At 74.4% G+C, this 17502-nt stretch carries 15 protein-coding genes; 9 read left to right on the top strand and 6 right to left on the bottom strand.

What is annotated here, in order from left to right:
• Window positions 1-37 precede the first annotated feature (37 nt).
• Together GWJ10_RS02835 and GWJ10_RS02830 are read right to left on the bottom strand one after the other, a co-directional pair.
• The gene (locus GWJ10_RS02835; RefSeq protein ID WP_163184968.1) at window positions 38-1741 is read right to left on the bottom strand and encodes an alpha-amylase family protein; all 1704 of its coding nucleotides are present in this window, start codon (window positions 1739-1741) and stop codon (window positions 38-40) included.
• Window positions 1738-2730, bottom strand: a complete 993-nt coding sequence (locus GWJ10_RS02830; protein WP_163184965.1) for a TIGR03885 family FMN-dependent LLM class oxidoreductase — start codon at window positions 2728-2730, stop codon at window positions 1738-1740. The genes GWJ10_RS02835 and GWJ10_RS02830 overlap by 4 nt, the downstream gene beginning before the upstream one ends.
• Window positions 2731-2849: 119 nt before the next feature.
• On the opposite strand from GWJ10_RS02830, the gene GWJ10_RS02825 reads away from it, so the two are divergent.
• Complete coding sequence (locus GWJ10_RS02825; RefSeq protein ID WP_076404618.1) at window positions 2850-3317, top strand: VanZ family protein; 468 nt, start codon at window positions 2850-2852, stop codon at window positions 3315-3317.
• A 108-nt stretch (window positions 3318-3425) separates the two neighbouring features.
• On the opposite strand, the gene GWJ10_RS02820 is transcribed toward GWJ10_RS02825, so the two are convergent.
• Window positions 3426-5075 (bottom strand): fucose isomerase, encoded by a 1650-nt coding sequence (locus GWJ10_RS02820; RefSeq protein ID WP_163184962.1) that lies wholly within the window; start codon window positions 5073-5075, stop codon window positions 3426-3428.
• Window positions 5072-6634: an FGGY-family carbohydrate kinase gene (locus GWJ10_RS02815; RefSeq protein WP_163184959.1), complete on the bottom strand. Its 1563-nt coding sequence runs from the start codon at window positions 6632-6634 to the stop codon at window positions 5072-5074. Before GWJ10_RS02815 ends, GWJ10_RS02820 begins: the two co-directional genes overlap by 4 nt.
• Before the next feature lie 459 nt (window positions 6635-7093).
• On the opposite strand from GWJ10_RS02815, the gene GWJ10_RS02810 reads away from it, so the two are divergent.
• From GWJ10_RS02810 to GWJ10_RS02790, 5 genes are read left to right on the top strand one after another with little or no spacing between them, the layout of a single operon-like run.
• Window positions 7094-8431 carry an extracellular solute-binding protein gene (locus tag GWJ10_RS02810; RefSeq protein ID WP_031316944.1) on the top strand — a complete coding sequence of 446 codons (1338 nt, stop codon included), beginning with the start codon at window positions 7094-7096 and terminating at the stop codon, window positions 8429-8431.
• Window positions 8432-8433: 2 nt separating this feature from the next.
• Window positions 8434-9402: a sugar ABC transporter permease gene (locus GWJ10_RS02805; RefSeq protein ID WP_083711552.1), complete on the top strand. Its 969-nt coding sequence runs from the start codon at window positions 8434-8436 to the stop codon at window positions 9400-9402.
• On the top strand, window positions 9399-10325 hold the full coding sequence (locus tag GWJ10_RS02800; protein WP_076404332.1) for a carbohydrate ABC transporter permease: 927 nt from the start codon (window positions 9399-9401) through the stop codon (window positions 10323-10325). The genes GWJ10_RS02805 and GWJ10_RS02800 overlap by 4 nt, the downstream gene beginning before the upstream one ends.
• Window positions 10322-11821, top strand: a complete 1500-nt coding sequence (locus GWJ10_RS02795; RefSeq protein WP_163184956.1) for an FGGY-family carbohydrate kinase — start codon at window positions 10322-10324, stop codon at window positions 11819-11821. The genes GWJ10_RS02800 and GWJ10_RS02795 overlap by 4 nt, the downstream gene beginning before the upstream one ends.
• The gene (locus GWJ10_RS02790; RefSeq protein WP_021483183.1) at window positions 11818-12462 is read left to right on the top strand and encodes a class II aldolase/adducin family protein; all 645 of its coding nucleotides are present in this window, start codon (window positions 11818-11820) and stop codon (window positions 12460-12462) included. The genes GWJ10_RS02795 and GWJ10_RS02790 overlap by 4 nt, the downstream gene beginning before the upstream one ends.
• 56 nt (window positions 12463-12518) lie before the next feature.
• Here the strand turns inward: GWJ10_RS02790 and GWJ10_RS02785 are convergent, their stop codons facing one another.
• The gene (locus GWJ10_RS02785) at window positions 12519-13577 is read right to left on the bottom strand and encodes a LacI family DNA-binding transcriptional regulator (RefSeq protein ID WP_076404334.1); all 1059 of its coding nucleotides are present in this window, start codon (window positions 13575-13577) and stop codon (window positions 12519-12521) included.
• An 83-nt stretch (window positions 13578-13660) separates the two neighbouring features.
• Here GWJ10_RS02785 and GWJ10_RS02780 point away from each other — a divergent pair, with 83 nt between their 5' ends.
• The gene (locus tag GWJ10_RS02780; RefSeq protein ID WP_163184953.1) at window positions 13661-14653 is read left to right on the top strand and encodes a ketose-bisphosphate aldolase; all 993 of its coding nucleotides are present in this window, start codon (window positions 13661-13663) and stop codon (window positions 14651-14653) included.
• A 7-nt stretch (window positions 14654-14660) separates the two neighbouring features.
• On the opposite strand, the gene GWJ10_RS02775 is transcribed toward GWJ10_RS02780, so the two are convergent.
• Window positions 14661-15668, bottom strand: a complete 1008-nt coding sequence (locus GWJ10_RS02775; protein WP_163184950.1) for a LacI family DNA-binding transcriptional regulator — start codon at window positions 15666-15668, stop codon at window positions 14661-14663.
• Between the two features lie 110 nt (window positions 15669-15778).
• Between GWJ10_RS02775 and GWJ10_RS02770 the strand changes: the two genes are divergently transcribed.
• The gene (locus GWJ10_RS02770; RefSeq protein WP_021483304.1) at window positions 15779-16441 is read left to right on the top strand and encodes a GntR family transcriptional regulator; all 663 of its coding nucleotides are present in this window, start codon (window positions 15779-15781) and stop codon (window positions 16439-16441) included.
• Between the two features lie 164 nt (window positions 16442-16605).
• Window positions 16606-17481: a dihydrodipicolinate synthase family protein gene (locus GWJ10_RS02765; RefSeq protein ID WP_163184947.1), complete on the top strand. Its 876-nt coding sequence runs from the start codon at window positions 16606-16608 to the stop codon at window positions 17479-17481.
• The last annotated feature ends 21 nt before the right edge of the window (window positions 17482-17502 follow it).

Below are 17502 nucleotides of genomic sequence, written 5' to 3'. Positions count from 1 at the left end.
GGCCGGCCGACCCTGCCCACGCCCCGGCCGCGCCGGCTCAGAGGAGCCGGCGCGACCCGGGCGGTGTGACGCGCAGCCAGCGGAACCCGTAGCCGTCGAGCCGCACCTCGGCGGTCCCGTCGGGCGCGGGCTCGACGTCGTCCGCGTCGAGGACGTCGACGAGCCGCGCGTCCTCCGGCAGGTCGCCCAGGGGCACCCGCACGACGACCGGGTCGGGCGAGAGGTTGTGCAGCGTCACCATCGAGGCGTCCTGCCAGGTGGTGCGCAGCGCCAGCACGGACGGCTCGGGCGAGTCGAGCACCTGCGCGTCGCCCCAGCCCAGCTCGGGGCACTCGCGGTAGCGGTGCGCGAGCATCCGCACGAACGTGAGCAGCGACTCCGGGTCGCGGCGCTGGTCGGCGACGTTGACGTGCTCGGGCGCGTACCCGTCGCCCGGCAGCGGCGCCGCGAGCCGGCGCGCGGGGGCGCGGGAGAACCCGCCGTTCGGCCCCGACGTCCACTGCATGGGCGTCCGCACGGCGAGGCGCCCCGGCACGTCCAGGTTCTCGCCCATGCCGATCTCCTCGCCGTAGAACAGCACGGGCGTGCCCGGCAGCGAGAAGAGCAGCGAGTACACCATCCGCAGCCGGCGCGGGTCGCCGCCCAGCATCGGGGGCAGCCGCCGTCGCAGCCCTCGCCCGTAGAGCTGCATGTCCTCCTCGGGCCCGAACGCGGCGAAGACCTCGGCGCGCTCGTCGTCCGTGAGCTTGTCGAGCGTGAGCTCGTCGTGGTTGCGCACGAACGTCGCCCACTGGGTGTCGCGGGGGATGGGCGGACGCGCGGCGAGCGACCCGGCGAGCGGGGTCGCGTCGTGCCTCGCGAGCGCCAGGTACAGCGCCTGCATCGCGTTGAAGTCGAACTGGAGCGTCAGCTCGTTGCTCGTCACCCCGCCCGGGTCGCCGTCGGTGGGGTCGCCGTCCCCGAAGTAGCGCGCCTGCTCCTCGTACGGCAGGTTGACCTCGCCCATGAGGATCGCGTCGCCCGACCGCCGCCCGACGAACGCGCGCAGCACGCGCAGCAGGTCGTGGGGGTCGTCGATCTCGTCGCCCGGGTTCGCGGCCGCGTCGGTCAGCGCGTAGGGGACGGCGTCGACCCGGAAGCCGGAGAGGCCGAGCTCCAGCCAGAAGCCGATCGTCTTCGCGATCGCGTCCCGCACCTGCGGGTTCGCGGTGTTGAGGTCGGGCTGGTGCCGGTAGAACCGGTGCCGGTACCACTCGCCCGACGCCTCGTCGAGGGTCCAGATGCCCTCCTCCTGGTCGGGGAACACGACCTGGTCCTTGGTCGACGGCGGCTCGTCGGACCGCCACACGTAGTAGTCCCGGAACGGGGACGACGTCGACCGCCGCGCCGAGCGGAACCACGGGTGGCGGTCGGACGTGTGGTTGACGACGAGGTCGACGATCACGCGGATGCCCCGGTCGCGCGCGGTCCGCACGAGCTCGACGACGTCGCCCAGGTCGCCCAGGCGCGGGTCGACGCCGAGGAAGTCGGTGATGTCGTAGCCGTCGTCGCGGTCGGCCGTCGGGTAGAACGGCATGAGCCACAGGCACGTCACCCCGAGGTCGGCCAGGTGGTCGATCCGCTGGACCAGGCCGGGGAAGTCGCCGATCCCGTCGTCGTCCCAGTCCATGAAGGTCTCGACGTCGAGGCAGTAGACGACCGCGTTCTTCCACCACAGGTCGCCGGTGTCGCGGATCCTCACGCCGCACCCCCGTCGGTGGTGGCGGCGCACGCCTCGCGCAGCCGGGGCAGGAGGGCCTCGCCCGCCGCGTCGAGGAACGCGTCCTGCTGCTGCCCCACGTGGTGCAGGTACACCTCGTCGAACCCGCACGCGACCAGCTCGGCGACGCGGTCCGCGAGCCGCTGGGGGTCGTGCTCGACGAGCACCGTGCCGCGCACCTCCTCCGGGCGCACGAGCTCCGCGACCGCGTCGTACTGCTCCGGGGTCTCGAGGTGCCAGTTCACGCTCGGCGGCAGGAGGTTGGAGCGCCACTGGTCGTGCGCGACGGCGAACGCGGCCTCGTCGTCCGTGCCCCACGAGACGTGCACCTGGAGCGCGAGCGGCCCGCGGCCCCCCGCGTCGCGGTACTCGCCGACGACCTGGCGCAGCGACTCGACGGGCTGGTTCACGGTGACGAGGCCGTCGGCCCAGTCGGCGTGGCGGCGCGCCGTGGCGGGGGTGACGGCCGGCCCGACGAGCCGCGGCGCGACGTCGGGCAGCGACCACACGCGCGCCCGGTCCACCGTGACGTGCCCGTGGTGCGTGACCTCCTCGCCCGCGAGGAGGGCCCGGATGACGTCGACGCACTCGCGCAGGCGGGCGTCGCGCTCGGCCTTCGTGGGCCAGCGGTCGCCCGTGACGTGCTCGTTCATCGCCTCGCCCGAGCCGAGCGCGGCCCAGAAGCGGCCCGGGAACATCGCGCCGAGCGTCGCGATCGCCTGCGCGACGATCGCCGGGTGGTAGCGCTGGCCGGGGGCGGTGACGACGCCGAACGGCAGCGCGGTCGTCGCGAGCGCGGCGCCGAGCCACGACCACGCGAACCCGGACTCGCCCTGGCGCTCGCTCCAGGGGGCCAGGTGGTCGGAGCACATGGCGGCGTCGAAGCCGATCTGCTCGGCGCGGCGGGCCGCGGCGAGGAGGGGGCCGGGCGGGATCTGCTCGTGGGAGGCGTGGAAGCCGACGGTGACCATGGCGCCCAGTGAACCGACCCTCGCCGTCCCACGCGCGGCGAGGAGGGGGAACGGTGGAGGCTCCGTGGCCGCGCCGCGGGGCCCGGCGCGCCCGGGACGCGCGCCCGTACGCTGACGGGATGCGCCTGCTGACCTGGACGTTCGCCGTCTATCTCGCCGCCGTCCTGGTCGTGACGCTCTGGCCGTCGCCGCAGTCCACCGACGCGCCCGGCTGGGCGACGTCCACGCTCGGCTTCCTCCAGGGCCTCGGGATCCCGATCACGCTGCCGGTGCTCGAGGCTCTCGCCAACGTCGTGATGTTCGGGCCGTTCGGCGTGCTCGGCGTGCCCCTCCTGCGGGGCGCGGCAGCCCGCCGGGGCCGTGCCGTCCCGGGGGCGTGGCGCGCCGTCGGGCTCGTGACGCTCGCGGGCTGCGCCCTCTCGGTCGCGATCGAGCTCACCCAGAACCTCCTGCCCGGCCGCGTCCCGACGGTCCAGGACGTCGTCCTCAACACGGCCGGCGCGCTCCTGGGCGCCGTGCTCGTCGCCCTCGTCGTGGGCGGGCTCGCGCGCCGGCGGCCCGCCCGTGCCCCGAGGCCGGCCCGCTGACGGTACGGGACCGGGCAAGAGACCAGGCAAGAGACCGGACGGGCCGCCCCGCCGCGGCCGGGGGACGAGCGCGGCGGAGCGACCCGCCCGGGGTCGCGGGAGCGGGGGTCAGCGCGTGAGCGCCGTGTCCCCGCACAGGTGGACGGGCATGCCGAGCGCGGCGAAGAACGCCGCCTTCGCCTCGAGCGCGCGGTCGGCCGTCGCGGCGTCGGGCGCGTACGCGACGTTGAGGTGGTTCGCCTTGTGGCGGGCCATGAACTGGTCGCGGCTCACGCCGTGCAGCACGGCGTGCATGATCGGCCACTCGGGGTTCGTCGCCTCCTTGCGGCGGCGGGTCTCCTCCGCGGGCAGGGAGACGGCCGAGGCCCTGCCGAGGTCGACCTGCAGCACGCCGTCGGCGATGTAGACGCGCGACCAGACGATCTCGCCCGCCTTGGACACGCCGTTGATCGTCGACCCGCCGGCCGGGAAGAACACCGGGTCCTGGCGCCAGCCCTCGGCACCCGCGTACCCGCCCTCCAGGTGCGAGGCGGGCACGGAGCCCGAGATCTCGAAGACCCACACGAAGCGGCCGTCGTGCTCCTCGCCCCAGCGCACGTCGTGCAGGGTCGTCGCCGGGTCGAGGCCCATCGCGGTCCACACCCGGTTCGTCACGAGCGCGTCGACGGCGACGCCCTCGTCCGCCTCGTTGAAGTGCGGGAACGCCTGGCCGTCCCACAGCACCCGACGGCCGTCGCGCGAGCGGACCGGCGGCCGCTGGACGTTGTTGAGCAGGCCCTCCGCGAGGTCGGACGCCGGGCAGATGTCCTTGAGTCCCTGCTGGTACTGGATGCCGACGGCGTCGAGCCCGAAGTCGTCGGCGATCCGCAGCGCGGCGATGTACATCTTGTGCTGCCAGCGCAGCTGGGCGGGGGTGAGCTCCGTCGCCTCGTCGGTGCCGAGCCGGAACGTCATGCCCGCGTCCTCGAGCCAGCGCTGGACCGCGTCCGCCTCGTCGTCGCCGACCCGCTGCATCTCGGCCCAGAGCGCCGACTGCGACAGCCGCTCCTTGTAGATGCCCAGGCCGTTGAGCAGCTCGTCGTCGAAGATCGCGTTGTACATGCCCATGCAGCCCTCGTCGAAGACGCCGATGATCGCCTTCTCGCGCAGGAGCTGGGCGGCGAGCGCCTCGCCGAGCTGCTTCTCGGCGCTGTCCGGGAGCTCCGGGAGCGCGTGGACGTGCGAGTCGTCGTGCTCGATCGTGCCCGTCGTGACCCACGACCGGATCGCGTCCTGGAACCAGGCGTCGCTCCCGTCGACCGTCCACACGGTCGAGTAGGGGCGGCCCATCTTCGTCAGGCCCGCGTTGAGGCCGAGCAGCCCGACGAGCCCCGGCCAGTCGCCCGCGAAGTTGGCGGCGGTGAGCACCGGGCCGCGGTGCGTGCGCAGCCCGGCCAGCACGTGGTGGCTGTACTGCCACACGGCCTCCGCGACGACGAGCGGCGCGTCGGGCGGGATCGTCGCGAACACCTCGAGCCCCATGCGCTGGGAGCTGATGAACCCGTGCCCGGTCTCGGGGTCCACGTCGTTGGCCCGCACGACCTTCCAGCCGTTCGCGGCGAACGCGTCGGTGAGGACGCGCTCGAGCTCCACCTGCGTGGGCCAGCCCGCGACGTTCGCGGACTCGCGCAGGTCGCCCGACGCGACGAGGTAGACCGTGTGCTCGGGGGCCTGGGGCTCCGGCGCGAGCGTGGGGACGGCGTAGGTGCTGCTGGTCATGCGGGTGCTCCTTCGAGGGCGGTGCGGTCGGGGGCGGGGGGCGCGGCCCGGCGGGCGAGCGCGTGCACGACGTCGCGCGTCGCCGGGTAGAGGTCGCGGTACAGGCCGTAGAGCTCGTCGTAGACGCCGCGCACCGCGGGGTCCGGTCGCACGACCCGCGCGGGCGGGTTCCACGCCGCGACGTCCAGGAGGTGCCCCTGCTCGTGCACGAGCCCGGCGGCGAGCATCGCGGCGCCGTAGCTCGCGCCGATGGTGCTCGTGGGGACGACCTGGGGCAGCCCGGTCACGTCGGAGACGACCTGCGTCCAGAGGTCGCCCTGGGTGCCGCCGCCCACGGCGACCACGCGGGAGACGTCGGCGCCCGCCGCGCGCAGGGTCTCGACGTTGTGCCGCACGCCGAACGCGGTCGCCTCGAGCGCCGCGCGGTAGAGGTCGCCGCGCGTGTGCGAGAGCGTGAGGCCGGCGACGACGCCGCGTGCGTCGGGGTCCTGGACGGGGGTGCGCTCGCCCGCGAGGTAGGGGAGCAGGAGGAGCCCGCGGGCGCCGGGCCCGCTGGCCGCGGCCTCGGCGAGCAGCTCGGGGTAGTCCGCGCCGGTCAGGTCCTTCAGCCACGACGTGACGGCGCCCGACGTCGCCATGCCGCCGGCGAGGCTGTGGGTCCCGGGGTAGGCGCCGACGGTGCCCCACATCGTCTCGCTTCGCAGCGGCTCGGCGACCGTGGCGACGAGGAACATCGTCGTGCCGTACATGAGCATGAGGTCGCCGACGTGCGTCGCGTCGACGCTCACGGCCTCCGACCAGGCGTCGATGGTGCCGGTGACGACGGGCGTGCCGGCGGCCACCCCGGCGAGGCGCTCGCGGGTGACTCCCGCCGCCTCGCCGGGCCACCGCAGCGCGGGCAGCTCGAGGCCGGGCGCGACGAGCGCGGCCCAGTCGCCGATCCAGTCGTGGTCGCGCGGGTCGTACAGGGGCGTCGACTGCGACGCCGAGTGGTGGTCGAGCACGTACGCGCCGGTGAGGCGGAAGGCGAGGTACGACGCCGGCATGAACAGGCGGCGGGCGCGCGCCCAGGCCTCGGGCTCGTGCCTCCGCACCCAGGCGATCTTGGGCCCGGCGGCCTGCGACGACAGCGCCGAGCCGCACCGGTCGAGGACCGTCGCGCGCCCGAGGGCCTCGTCGAGCTCGGCGATCTGCTCCGTCGCCCGGGTGTCGACGCCGTAGAGGATCGCCGGGCGCACCGGGGTCCCCTGCTCGTCGGTCAGCAGCACGCACGGGCCCATGCCGGAGAGCCCGACGGCGGCGACCTCGAGGTCGGCCGGGACGTCGGGGCCGCGGACGGCACCGGGGGCGAGGTCGGCCGTGAGCTCGGTGACGACGTCGACGAGCTCGTCCCACCAGACCTGGGCGTCCATCTCGACGTGGCCGGGCTGCGGCCGGTCGACGACGTGCGCGCGCGTGGTCGAGCGCAGGATCGCGCCGTCCGGACCGACGAGCACGCCCTTGGTGCTCGACGTCCCGACGTCGACGCCGACGAGGCCGGGGGTCGTGGGGGAGGGCATGCCGACCAGCATGGCAGAAATCGATTACAGACACAACGGGTGTCGCGACCTGCGACGTTGCCCTCGGAGGTCTCAACAGGTGAGACGAATTTGGGCGTCACGGAACTGTGACCTCGGGCCTGGCCGGGCGGCGCGGAGCGGCTCGGCGGCGCGCCCGCGTCCCGGACAACCGGCCCGTGGCCCGTTGTCAGCGCGGGGCCACCGGTCCGCGGCGCGGCCTCCAGCCGCGGGACCGCGGGGCCGGGCCCGGGACCCGTGTCGGACAACGGACATCCCGCTGTCGGCTCGACGCCGTGGCGCGCTGTCGGCGTCCGCCGGACCGGGTCGCGGCGACCGGACAGGACACGGACGACACGGCGCGCCGCGGGCCCCCGCACCCCGGCGCGACCCGTTGACGGCCCCCGCGGGGAGACGTTCGATGAGGCCCTCGCATCCAACGACGGAGAGAGGACGGACGCGATGAAGCTTCCCCGAACTGCGCGGCGCGGCATCCAGGCCGGCGTCGCGCTCACGATCGTCACGTCGCTCGCGGCGTGCGCCGGCAGCGCCGACCCCGAGCAGTCGGGCCAGGGGGGCGAGGGCGGGACGACGGTGACGTTCCGCTCCTGGAGCCCGATCGAGCAGACCACGCGCCAGATGATCGACGCGTTCACCACCGCGAACCCCGACGTCACGATCGACTCGACGATCTTCAACTACCCCGAGTACGTGGTGGACCTGCAGACCCGCGCGAGCTCGGGCACCATGCCCGACATCGTCGGCCTGCAGCCCGGCGCGCTGACCCAGCAGTACCGGGAGAACCTCATGCCGCTCGAGGAGTGCGCGGCCGACACGTGGGGTGACGACTGGGAGTCGAAGTTCTTCCCGATCGGCCTCGAGCAGGCGCGGATGGGCAACCCGGAGGGGGACGACAGCTACTACGCGCTGCCGCTCCTCGTGCAGACCGTGAACCTCTGGGCCAACTCCGACCTCCTCGACGAGGCGGGCGTCGAGCCCCCGGCCACGTGGGCCGAGCTCGAGAGCGCCGTCGACGCGCTCGGCGGCGGCTCGGCCGCGCCGTTCCTGCTGCCCGCCAAGGACTCGTGGCTGCGCAACGTCGTCTTCCTCCAGATCGCCAACAACGTCGAGCCGGGCCTCGTCCAGCAGGCGGAGTCGGGCGAGGCGTCGTGGACCGACCCCGGGATCGTCGAGGCGTTCACGTACTGGCAGAAGCTCTTCACCGACGGGATCGCCCAGCAGGGCGCCCTCGCGCTGGACGCCTACCCGAACGGCGTCAACCAGTTCGAGGCGGGCAACGCCGCGATGATCCCCCTCGGGGCCTGGTGGATCCAGCAGTCCGACCCCTCGCGCGCCGACATCCCGCCGCTCTCGCAGGGCATGGAGGGCTACGAGCCGTTCCTGTTCCCGACGATCCCGGGAGGCGCGCCCGAGCCGCAGCTCGTCGGCGGCATCGACGTCGCGCTCGGCATCTCGAAGGACGCGAAGAACCCCGAGCTGGCGTGCCAGGTCCTCACCGACTGGATCGCCGGGGACGGCGCCCAGGTGCTCATCAACACGTTCAACGACCTGCCCGCCGTGCAGGGCCTCGACCCCGAGGAGTTCACGAGCGACAAGCAGCGCGAGATGTGGACGACGTTCACCGAGGACTGGATGCCCGAGGTGCAGTACTCGCGCTACTTCGAGTCGCCGGACATCGACACGGCCGTCGCGGACGCGCTGTCCGCGGTCGCCGCCGGGCAGTCGACCCCCGAGGAGGCGGCGGCGAAGGTCCAGGCGGTCCAGGACGGGCTGGGCTGACGATGGCAGCCCTCGTCTCCGGGCGACCCGCGGCGGCGACGCCGCGGGTCGCCGGGCCGCGCGCGACGACGTCGACGGGACGCGGCACGCGTCGCCGCCAGCAGCTCGTCGCGCTCGGCTTCATCGCGCCCGCGCTCCTGCTCTTCGCGGTGTTCGTCGTGTACCCGATCGTGTTCAACGTCCAGGCGAGCACGCTCGACTGGGACGGCGTCAACGCCGGGACGCCGGTCGGCGTCCAGAACTACGCGGACCTCGCCCAGGACCCGGTCTTCCACATCACGCTGCGCAACTCGCTGCTGTGGATCCTCCTGACGATCGTCCCGCAGGCGGTCATCGGCTTCACGCTCGCCTGGCTGCTCAACACCCGGCTGCGGGGACGCACGGTGTACCGCGCGATCTTCTTCCTGCCGGCCGTCCTGTCGCCCGTCGTCGTGGGCATCGTCTGGCAGCGCCTGCTCGACCCGTTCAACGGCGTGCTCGCGCAGCTCGGGCGGGCGACCGGTCTCGAGGTCCTCACGCGCCCCTACCTGTCCGACCCGTCGACGGCGATCGTCACGGTGATCGTCGTCAACGTGTGGATGTGGTCGGGCTTCTCGATGCTGTTCTACCTCGCCGGCCTCCAGCTCCTCGACCACTCCGTCCTCGAGGCGGCGCGCATCGACGGGGCGAGCGGGTGGGCGCTCGTGCGGCGCATCGTCCTGCCGCTCCTCAAGCCGACCCACCTCTCGCTCGTCCTGCTCGGGATCATCGGCTCGCTCAAGACCTTCGAGCTCGTGTGGGTCCTCACCGAGGGTGGGCCCAACCACGCGTCGGAGCTCATGCCCACGTACATGTTCAAGGAAGCCTTCCAGCTCCAGTCGTTCGGCTACGGCGCGACGATCTCCGTCGTCCTGCTCGTCCTCGCGATCGGCTCGTCCGTCGCGATGCTGCGCACGTTCGGGGCCGGGTTCATCACGGGGGAGAAGTCATGACGGCGCTCAGCTCCGGCACCGACCGCGCGCGGCGCGCGGCCGACGGCACCACCACACCGCCCGCCGCCCCCGTCCCCCGGCGACGCGGCCACGGCCGCAGCAAGGACGTCGAGGCCCCGCCGCGGTGGTCGCACTGGGTGCTCGGACCGCTCGCGGCGCTGTGGATGGTCCCCGTGGTGATGGTGGTCGGCATCTCGCTGCTGCCCACGTCGAACCCCTCGACGACGGCGCTCGGCCTGCTCCCCGAGGAGCCGACGCTGCGCAACTACGTGACGATCTTCGAGACCAACCCGATCCTGCAGCACCTGCTCAACAGCCTGCTCGTGTCGGTCCCGTCGATCCTCCTCGTCGTCCTCCTCGGCTCCATGACGGCGTTCGCCCTCGCCCGCCTGCGCGTGCCGTTCCGGGGCGTCGTGTTCGTCGGGCTGCTGCTCGCGCTCGTGCTGCCCATGGCGAGCATCGTCGTGGCGGTCTTCAAGATCCTCCAGGCGATCGGCCTCTACGACTCGCTGCTCGGGCTCGTCCTCGCCTACACGGCGCTCGGCCTGCCGTTCGCCGTGATCATGATCCGCACCACGTACCTCGCGATCCCCGACGAGACGTACGAGGCCGCGCTCGTCGACGGGGCGTCCGCGTGGACGATCTTCTGGCGCATCTACTTCCCGCTCGGCAAGGCGGCCGCCGCGGTCGTCGTGATCTGGCAGCTCATGATGACGTGGAACGACTTCCTCCTGCCGCTCGTCGCGATCAGCGACAACGACCTCAAGCCCCTGACGCTCGTCCCCCTCGCGTACCGCGGGATCTACCTGAGCCAGCCCGGCGCGCTGTTCGCGGTGCTCGTGCTCATCTCCGTGCCCATCGTCGTCGTCTACCTGTTCATCCAGCGGTACCTGGTGAACGGTCTCGCGGGGTCGGTCAAGTGAGCTACCTCGGCATCGACCTCGGGACCACGGGGACGCGCGTCGGCGTGTACGACGAGGGGGGCAACGAGCTCGTGGCGCGCTCGCGCCGCACGACGGTCGTGCGCCCCGCGCCGGGACGCGCGCACGTCGACGCGGAGGCCGTGCTCGACGGCGTCGAGGCGCTCGTGCGCGACGTCGTCGCCGAGCCCGCGGTGGCCGCGGACCCGGTGGAGGCCCTGTCCTTCTCGACGCTCGGCGAGGCCGTCGTGCCCGTCGACCGCGCGGGCCGCGCGCTCGGTCCCGCCCCCCTGAGCATGGACGGGCGCGGCGCGGGCTCGGCGGACCGGCTCCGCGAGCTGCTCGGCGGCGAGACCGTCCAGGAGATCACGGGCCAGCCGCTGCACCCGATGTTCTCCGTGCACAAGGTGCGCGGGCTCCTGCCCGACGGCGCGCTGCCCGCCGCGGTGCGGACCCTGGACGACTTCGTCGCGACGCGGCTCGGCGCGGCGCCGGCCGTGGACCTGACGATGGCGTCCCGCACGGGAGCGTTCGACGTCCGGACCCGCGCCTGGTCCGACGCGGTGCTCGACGCGCTCGACGTGCCCGGCGCGCTCCTGTCCCCGGTGGTCGCCGCGGGCGACGTGATCGGCGCGGTCTCGGCGGACGCCGCCGCCCGGACGGGTCTGCGTGCCGGGACGCCGGTCGTCGCGGGCGTGCACGACCAGGCCGCGGCCTTCCTCGGCGGGGGCGGACGCCCCGGCCTGCGCGCCGTGTTCTCGTTCGGGTCGAGCGACTGCCTCACCGTGGGCACGCGCGCCCGGCCGGAGCGGCTCGGCGGGACCGGGCTCGCGACCTACCCCGTGGGGGCGGACCTGTGGGTCACCCTCGCGGGCACGGCGGCGGGCGGCTTCGCGCTCGACTGGTTCTCGTCGATCGTCCACCACGACCGGATCGACCCGTGGGCGTCGCTCTACGAGGTCGGCGCCGTCGACCCGCCCCCGCTCCTGGTCGCGCCCTACCTCGCCGGGTCGGGCACGCTCGACAACGACCCCGCCGCGCGGGGCGCGCTCCTCGGCCTGACGCTCGAGACGACGACGGCGCAGATCGCGCGCGCGTTCGTCGAGGCCTCGGGGTTCGAGCTCGCGAAGATCCGGGCGGCGCTCGCGGAGCGCGGGGTGGAGCCGGTGGACGTGCACGCCGTCGGCGGCGGCTCGGCCAACCTCGGCGCCCTCCAGGCCCGGTCCGACGCGGCCGGGGTCCCGCTGCGCGCCGTCGTGCGCGAGGCAGCGGGGCGCGGCGCCGCGCTCCTCGCCGCGCTCGGTGCCGGCACCTTCGCGAGCGTGCTCGACCTGCCCGCCCCCGCCGTCGTGCACGAGGCGAGCCCCGACCCGCGGCACGCCGCGTGGTACGCGCGGCAGCGCGCGACGTTCGACTCGCTGCACCAGCTCCTCACCCCCGTCAGCACGTCCCTCGCCGTCGAGACCGTCGACGGCACCGCACTCAAGGAGATCGCATGACCACGCTGGACACGTTCGACCTGCAGGCCGCGCGCGAGGACGTCCTCGCGTACTGCCTGGAGTCCGTGAAGCTCGGGCTCAACTTCAACACGCAGGGCAACATCAGCCTCCGCATCCCGGGCACGTCGACGTTCCTCATCACCCCGACCGACCTCGAGTACGACCGCATGACGCCGGACGACCTCGTGGTCGTGGACGAGGACGCGAACGTCGTCGAGGGGCGGCTCCAGCCGTCGTCGGAGGTGACGGTGCACCTCGCCGTCTACGCCGCGCGCCCCGACGTCCAGGCGATCGTCCACACCGAGCCCACGTACGCGAACGTGTTCGGCGTGCTGGGCGAGCCGATCCGCGGCGCGCTCGTCAACATGGTGATCTACACCAAGGGCGACGTGCCGGTCATGCCGTTCGCGCTGAGCAACTCGACCGAGTTCGGCCGGGACATGGCGCGGTACCTCGAGGACCGCAACGCCGTCGTCTGGGCCAACCACGGCCTGCTCACGGTCGGGCCGAACCTGCGCGACGCGTTCAAGACGAGCGTCGCGGTCGAGAGTGCGGCGAAGGTGCTCTCCGCGGCGCGCGCCGTGACGGACGACCCGATCGTCCTCGACTACGCGTCGCTGGGCATCACGCACACGCTGTGACCGGGCCCGGCGCGCAGCGACCCGGTCCGGTCGGGCGCACCGCCCGGCCGGACCACCTAGCCGAGGACGTTGCGCGCCGGGTCGATCGGCACGCACCCGCAGGTCGTGCCGTAGGCGATGTCGTAGTCCATGTCGAGCAGGCGCGGCGGCAGCGACGGGTTGTTCATGCGCTCCGTGAGGAGCTGGACCGTCCGGGCGGCGAGCGTCGCCGCCGGCGCGACGGCGTTCGTGGGCACGAGGCCCGTCGTCCCGACGCCGGGCACGTTGTCGAACGTCGTCAGCACGACGTCGGACGGCACCTTGAGGCCGAGGCGCTGCGCCGCGGTGAGCACGCCCCAGAACATGAGGCTGTTGGTCGCCAGCACGCCGAACGGCGGCTCGAGCGTCCGGAAGAGCGAGTACGCCGCGGTCGCCGCCTCCTCCGACGTCGTGAGGCCGGCGAGGACGTGGTTCTCCGTCCCCGTCCGGCTGACGACGCGCTGGAACGCGGTGTGCCGGTTGCGCAGCGTCGAGACCGCGAGGTCGCCCGCGACCAGGCACACGCGCTGCACGCGGTGCTGCTCGATCATGTGCAGCGTGAGCTGCTCGGCCGCGTGCCGCGCGTCGGGCAGCACGTGGTCGACGAGGCCGCGCACGGACGGCACCGTGCGGTCGACGACGACGGTCGGCACCGACTGAGCGAACTCCACGAGGCCCGGGGCGCCGGTCGGGAAGATGACCATGCCGTCGACGTCGAGCCGACGGAACGCGGTGAGGATCGCCTCCTCGGTGTGCAGGTCGTCGTCCGAGTCCGCCGACAGCAGCGTGGGGCTCACGTTGGCGAGCCGCTCCTGGAGCGCGCGGCTGACGGCCGCGAAGTAGTCGTTGCGCACGTCCGGGAAAACCAGCCCGACCACGCCCGTGCGCCGCTTGCGGCCGCGCGGGCGGGACTCGCCCTCCAGCCCGAGCTCGGCGATCGCGTCCTCCACGAGGCGCCGCGTCGCGGCCGCGACGTGCGGCTCGTCGTTGACGACGCGCGACACCGTCTTGATGGACACCCCCGCGCGCGCCGCGATGTCGGCGAGCCGCACGGACCGGCCACCCGCTCCCGCGGTCCGGTCGTCGTCCTGCGTCACGTCGCCTCCGCCCGTCGCTCGCCCGCACCCGCCGCCGTCCGCCCGGGCGGCACGCTCCCGACGACACGACAGGAAGGTCAGCCATGACCCTCGTCACGAACCGTACCCTGCTCGACGCCGCCGCCCGGGGTGGCTACGGCGTCGGCGCCTTCAACGTCGCGGACCTCGCGATGGCGACGGCGGTGCTCGACGCCGCGCGCGCCACGGAGAGCCCCGTCATCGTCGAGACCCTGGCCGGGTCCCACCCGTACGCCTCGGACGCGCTGTGGTGGTCCGCCCTGCGCACGGCGATCGCGGCGTACCCCGACGTCCCGGTCGCGCTGCACCTCGACCACGGCCCCGACGAGGCGACGTGCGCGCGCGCCGTCGCGGCGGGGTTCACGAGCGTCATGATCGACGGCTCCCTCGGGCCCGACGGCCGCCCCGCCGCCTTCGAGGACAACGTCGCGGTGACGCGGCGCGTCGTCGAGCACGCGCACGCGCACGGCGTGTCCGTGGAGGGCGAGCTGGGGACGATCGGCGGCTCGAAGGACGGGCGCAGCCACGCGGAGATCGTCCTCGCGGACCCGGAGCAGGCCGAGGAGTTCGTGCGCCGCACCGGGGTGGACGCGCTCGCCGTGGCGATCGGGACCTCGCACGGCGCCTACAAGTTCACGAGCCCGCCGGACGGCTCCGTGCTCCACATGGACCTCGTCGAGCGCATCGCGCGGCGCGTGCCGGGGACGCACCTCGTCATGCACGGCTCGTCGGGGCTCCCGGCCGACCTCCGGGCGACCATCAACGCGCACGGCGGCGACCTGCCGGAGTCGTGGGGCGTCCCCGACGCCGAGAAGGCCCGGGCGGCGAGCCTCGGCGTGCGCAAGATCAACCAGGGCATGGACCACTACATGGCGTTCACGGCGGGCGTCCGCGTCGCGCTCGCCGCGTCGCCCGGCGACGTGGACCCCGCGGGCTACCTCGCGCTCGGCCGGGAGTGGGCGCAGCGGCTCGTCGAGGAGCGCATGGTGCTGTTCGGCCAGGCCGGCCGCGCGTCCGACGTGCTGCCCGCCGCCGCGGGCACCCCGGCGGCGGGCTGAGGCCGGCTCACGGCCCGGCGGGCGTGCCCTGGACGACGCGGCGCGCCGGGTCGTCGGCGCCGGCCAGCCGGTCGAGCAGGATCCGCGCGGCCGTCGTGCCGAGCGCCCGGGGGTCGAGCGGGACGAGCGCGACGTCGGACGTGCGCGACGTCGCGAAGGGCAGGTCGCCCACGATGCCGACCCCGACGGCGGGCCCGTCGCCGGCGCCGCGGGCCCGTGCGTCGGCGGCCGACGCCGCGGGTCGGCCGTTCGCCTCGGCGAGCGCCCGGAGCACGCCGACGCCGACCAGGTTGTTGGTGGCGAGGATCGCGTCGGGCGGGTCGGGCCGGGCGAGCAGGTCGACGGCCGCCCCGTGGCCGCCGTCGACGCGGAAGTTCGCGTGCACGAGCAGCCCGGCGGGGGAGAGCCCGGCCTCGGCGAGCGCCTCGCGCCACCCGTCCGCGCGCTCGACCGCCGTGCTCGTGCCGCGCGGCCCGGTGATGCACGCGACCCGGCGGAACCCGCGCTCGACGAGCTCCGCGGCGGCGCGGCGCCCGAGCGCGACGTTGTCGAACACGACCTGGTCCACGTCCTGGCGCACCCGGCGGTCGATCACGACGACGGCCCGACGGCGGGCGCGCAGGGCGGCGGTCTCGGGCGCGTCGGTGGCCGGGGCCAGGACGACCCCCGCCATGTTCTCGCGCTCGGCGACGGCGAGGTAGCGCTCCTCCTTCGCCGGGTCGTCGTCGGTGTTGCACAGGACGACGGAGTAGCCCGCCTGCTGCGCGACGTCCTCGACGCCGCGCGCGACCGCCGTGAAGAAGGGGTTCTCGACGTCGGGCAGGACGAGCGCGACGACGTCGCTCGACCGGCGGCGCAGGGACCGTGCCGTGCGGTCCGGGGCATAGCCGAGGTCCTCGACCGCCGCGCGGACGGCGGCTGCGAGCTCCGGCCGGACGGTCTTGCCGTTGAGGACCCTGGAGACGGTGGCCGTGGACACGCCGGCGTGCCGGGCGACGTCGACGATGCGGGTCATGCCCGCGAGCGTAGCCGGGCGCCCGGGTCCCACCCGCGCGCCTGCGGCACAATGGTCCGGTCATGGGGCCGGTGGCCGGCCCCGTCGGGCGTGGGGACGAAGGGGCGAGGGTGTCGGTCGACACGGTGCGTGCGGGGTCGCTGGGGGATCGTCTCGCCCACGTCCTGAGGGTCGCGATCGTCCGGGGGGAGCTGGCGCCGGGGGAGCGGCTCGTCGAGGAGGGCGTGGCGCGGCAGTACGACGTGTCGCGCGGGCCCGTCCGCGACGCGCTGCGGGTCCTCGCGGCCGAGCACCTCGTCGAGTCCGAGCGCCGTGGGTACGTCGTGCGCGGCGTGGGCGCCGCCGACGTCGACGAGCTGTACGACGTGCGCAGCGCCCTGGAGGCGGTCGCCGTGCGCGCGGCGGCGGAGCACGCCGACGAGGTCGACTGGTCCGCGAGCGAGGCGGCTCTCGCCGGCATGCGGGAGGCGGCGGACGCCGGCGACTGGTACACGTACGCCGCCCACGACCTCGCGTTCCACTCCACGCTGTACGCCGCCGTGCCGAACCGCCGCCTGCGCACGCTGTGGGAGCAGATCGAGCCCACGTTCGCGGTCATGCTCCAGGAGACGAACAAGCAGGACGTCGACCTGCACCCGTCGTGCGCGGACCACGAGCGGCTGCTCGACGCGATCCGGACGCCGCGCCTCGACGAGGCGCTGGCCTACCTCGACGAGCACCTCGCCGGCTCACGCCGTCGCATGAAGGACGCGCTGCAGCAGCCGCGCCGCTGAGCCCCCTCCCGCACGCCCCGGTCTGCCTCGGCAGGCCGGGGCGTCGTCGTGGCGCAGGAACGTCTTCCCGTTGACAGTTGACTGTTAACAGTAAACGGTGCCATCCTGACGGCGGCGCGAAGCAGCGCCCGCGCAGCGACGCGAGAGACCGAAGGAGACGTGCCATGACCACGGCACCGGAGATCATCACCCCGCCCGTCACCACCTACGACGCGTCGGGCGCGCTCGACCTCGGGGCGCTGCGCGTGCTGCTCGCCCACGTGGAGCCGGAGGTCGACGGGGTGTTCGCCGTGGGCACGACGGGCGAGTTCCCGGCCCTCGACGCCGCCGAGCGCGCCGCGCTCGTGCGGACCGCGGCCGACGTGTTCGGCCCGGACCGGACGATCGCGCACGTCGGTGCCGCCTCCGTGCACGAGGCGCTCGACCACCTGCGCGCGGCCGAGGACGCCGGCGTCCGGCGCTTCGCCGCCATCACGCCCTACTACCTCACGGCGAGCGACGAGGGCGTCGTGCGCTACTACGCCAGCCTGCGGGCCGCGACGGACGGCGAGCTCTACGCCTACGTCTTCCCGGACGTCGCGTGCTCCGACGTCTCGCCCGAGCTGCTCGCCGTGCTCGCCGAGCTCGGTCTCGACGGCGTCAAGACGTCGGGCTCCGCCTCGGCCCGGGTCGACGCGTACCGGTCCGCGGCCCCGCGGCTCGCGCTCTGGTCGGGGAACGACGCCGACCTCCCGCACGTCGTCGCGGCCGGTGGGCGCGGGACCGTGTCCGGCGTCTCCGGGGTCGCGCCGCGCGCGTTCGCGGACCTGCGGGCGGCGCTCGCCGCGGACGACGCGGCCGCCGTCGTGCGGGCGCAGGCGGTCGTCCAGCGGCTCGTCGCCGCGCTCGGGCCCAGCATCGCCCGCCTCAAGTACGGCCTCGACGTCCAGGGGCTGCCCGGCGGGACGACGCGCATGCCGGTCGACCCGCCGTCCGACGCCGTGAAGGCGGAGATCCGCGCGGCCCTCGCCGCCGCCGGGCACGACCTCGCGGCCGCCTGACCCCCGCTCCGAACCGCTCGA

The sequence above is a fragment of the Cellulosimicrobium sp. SL-1 genome (assembly GCF_011033075.1).
GTDB lineage: Bacteria > Actinomycetota > Actinomycetes > Actinomycetales > Cellulomonadaceae > Cellulosimicrobium > Cellulosimicrobium funkei.
Note: the sequence above shows the minus strand (reverse complement) of the source record. Positions and strands in the feature narration are given on the sequence as shown.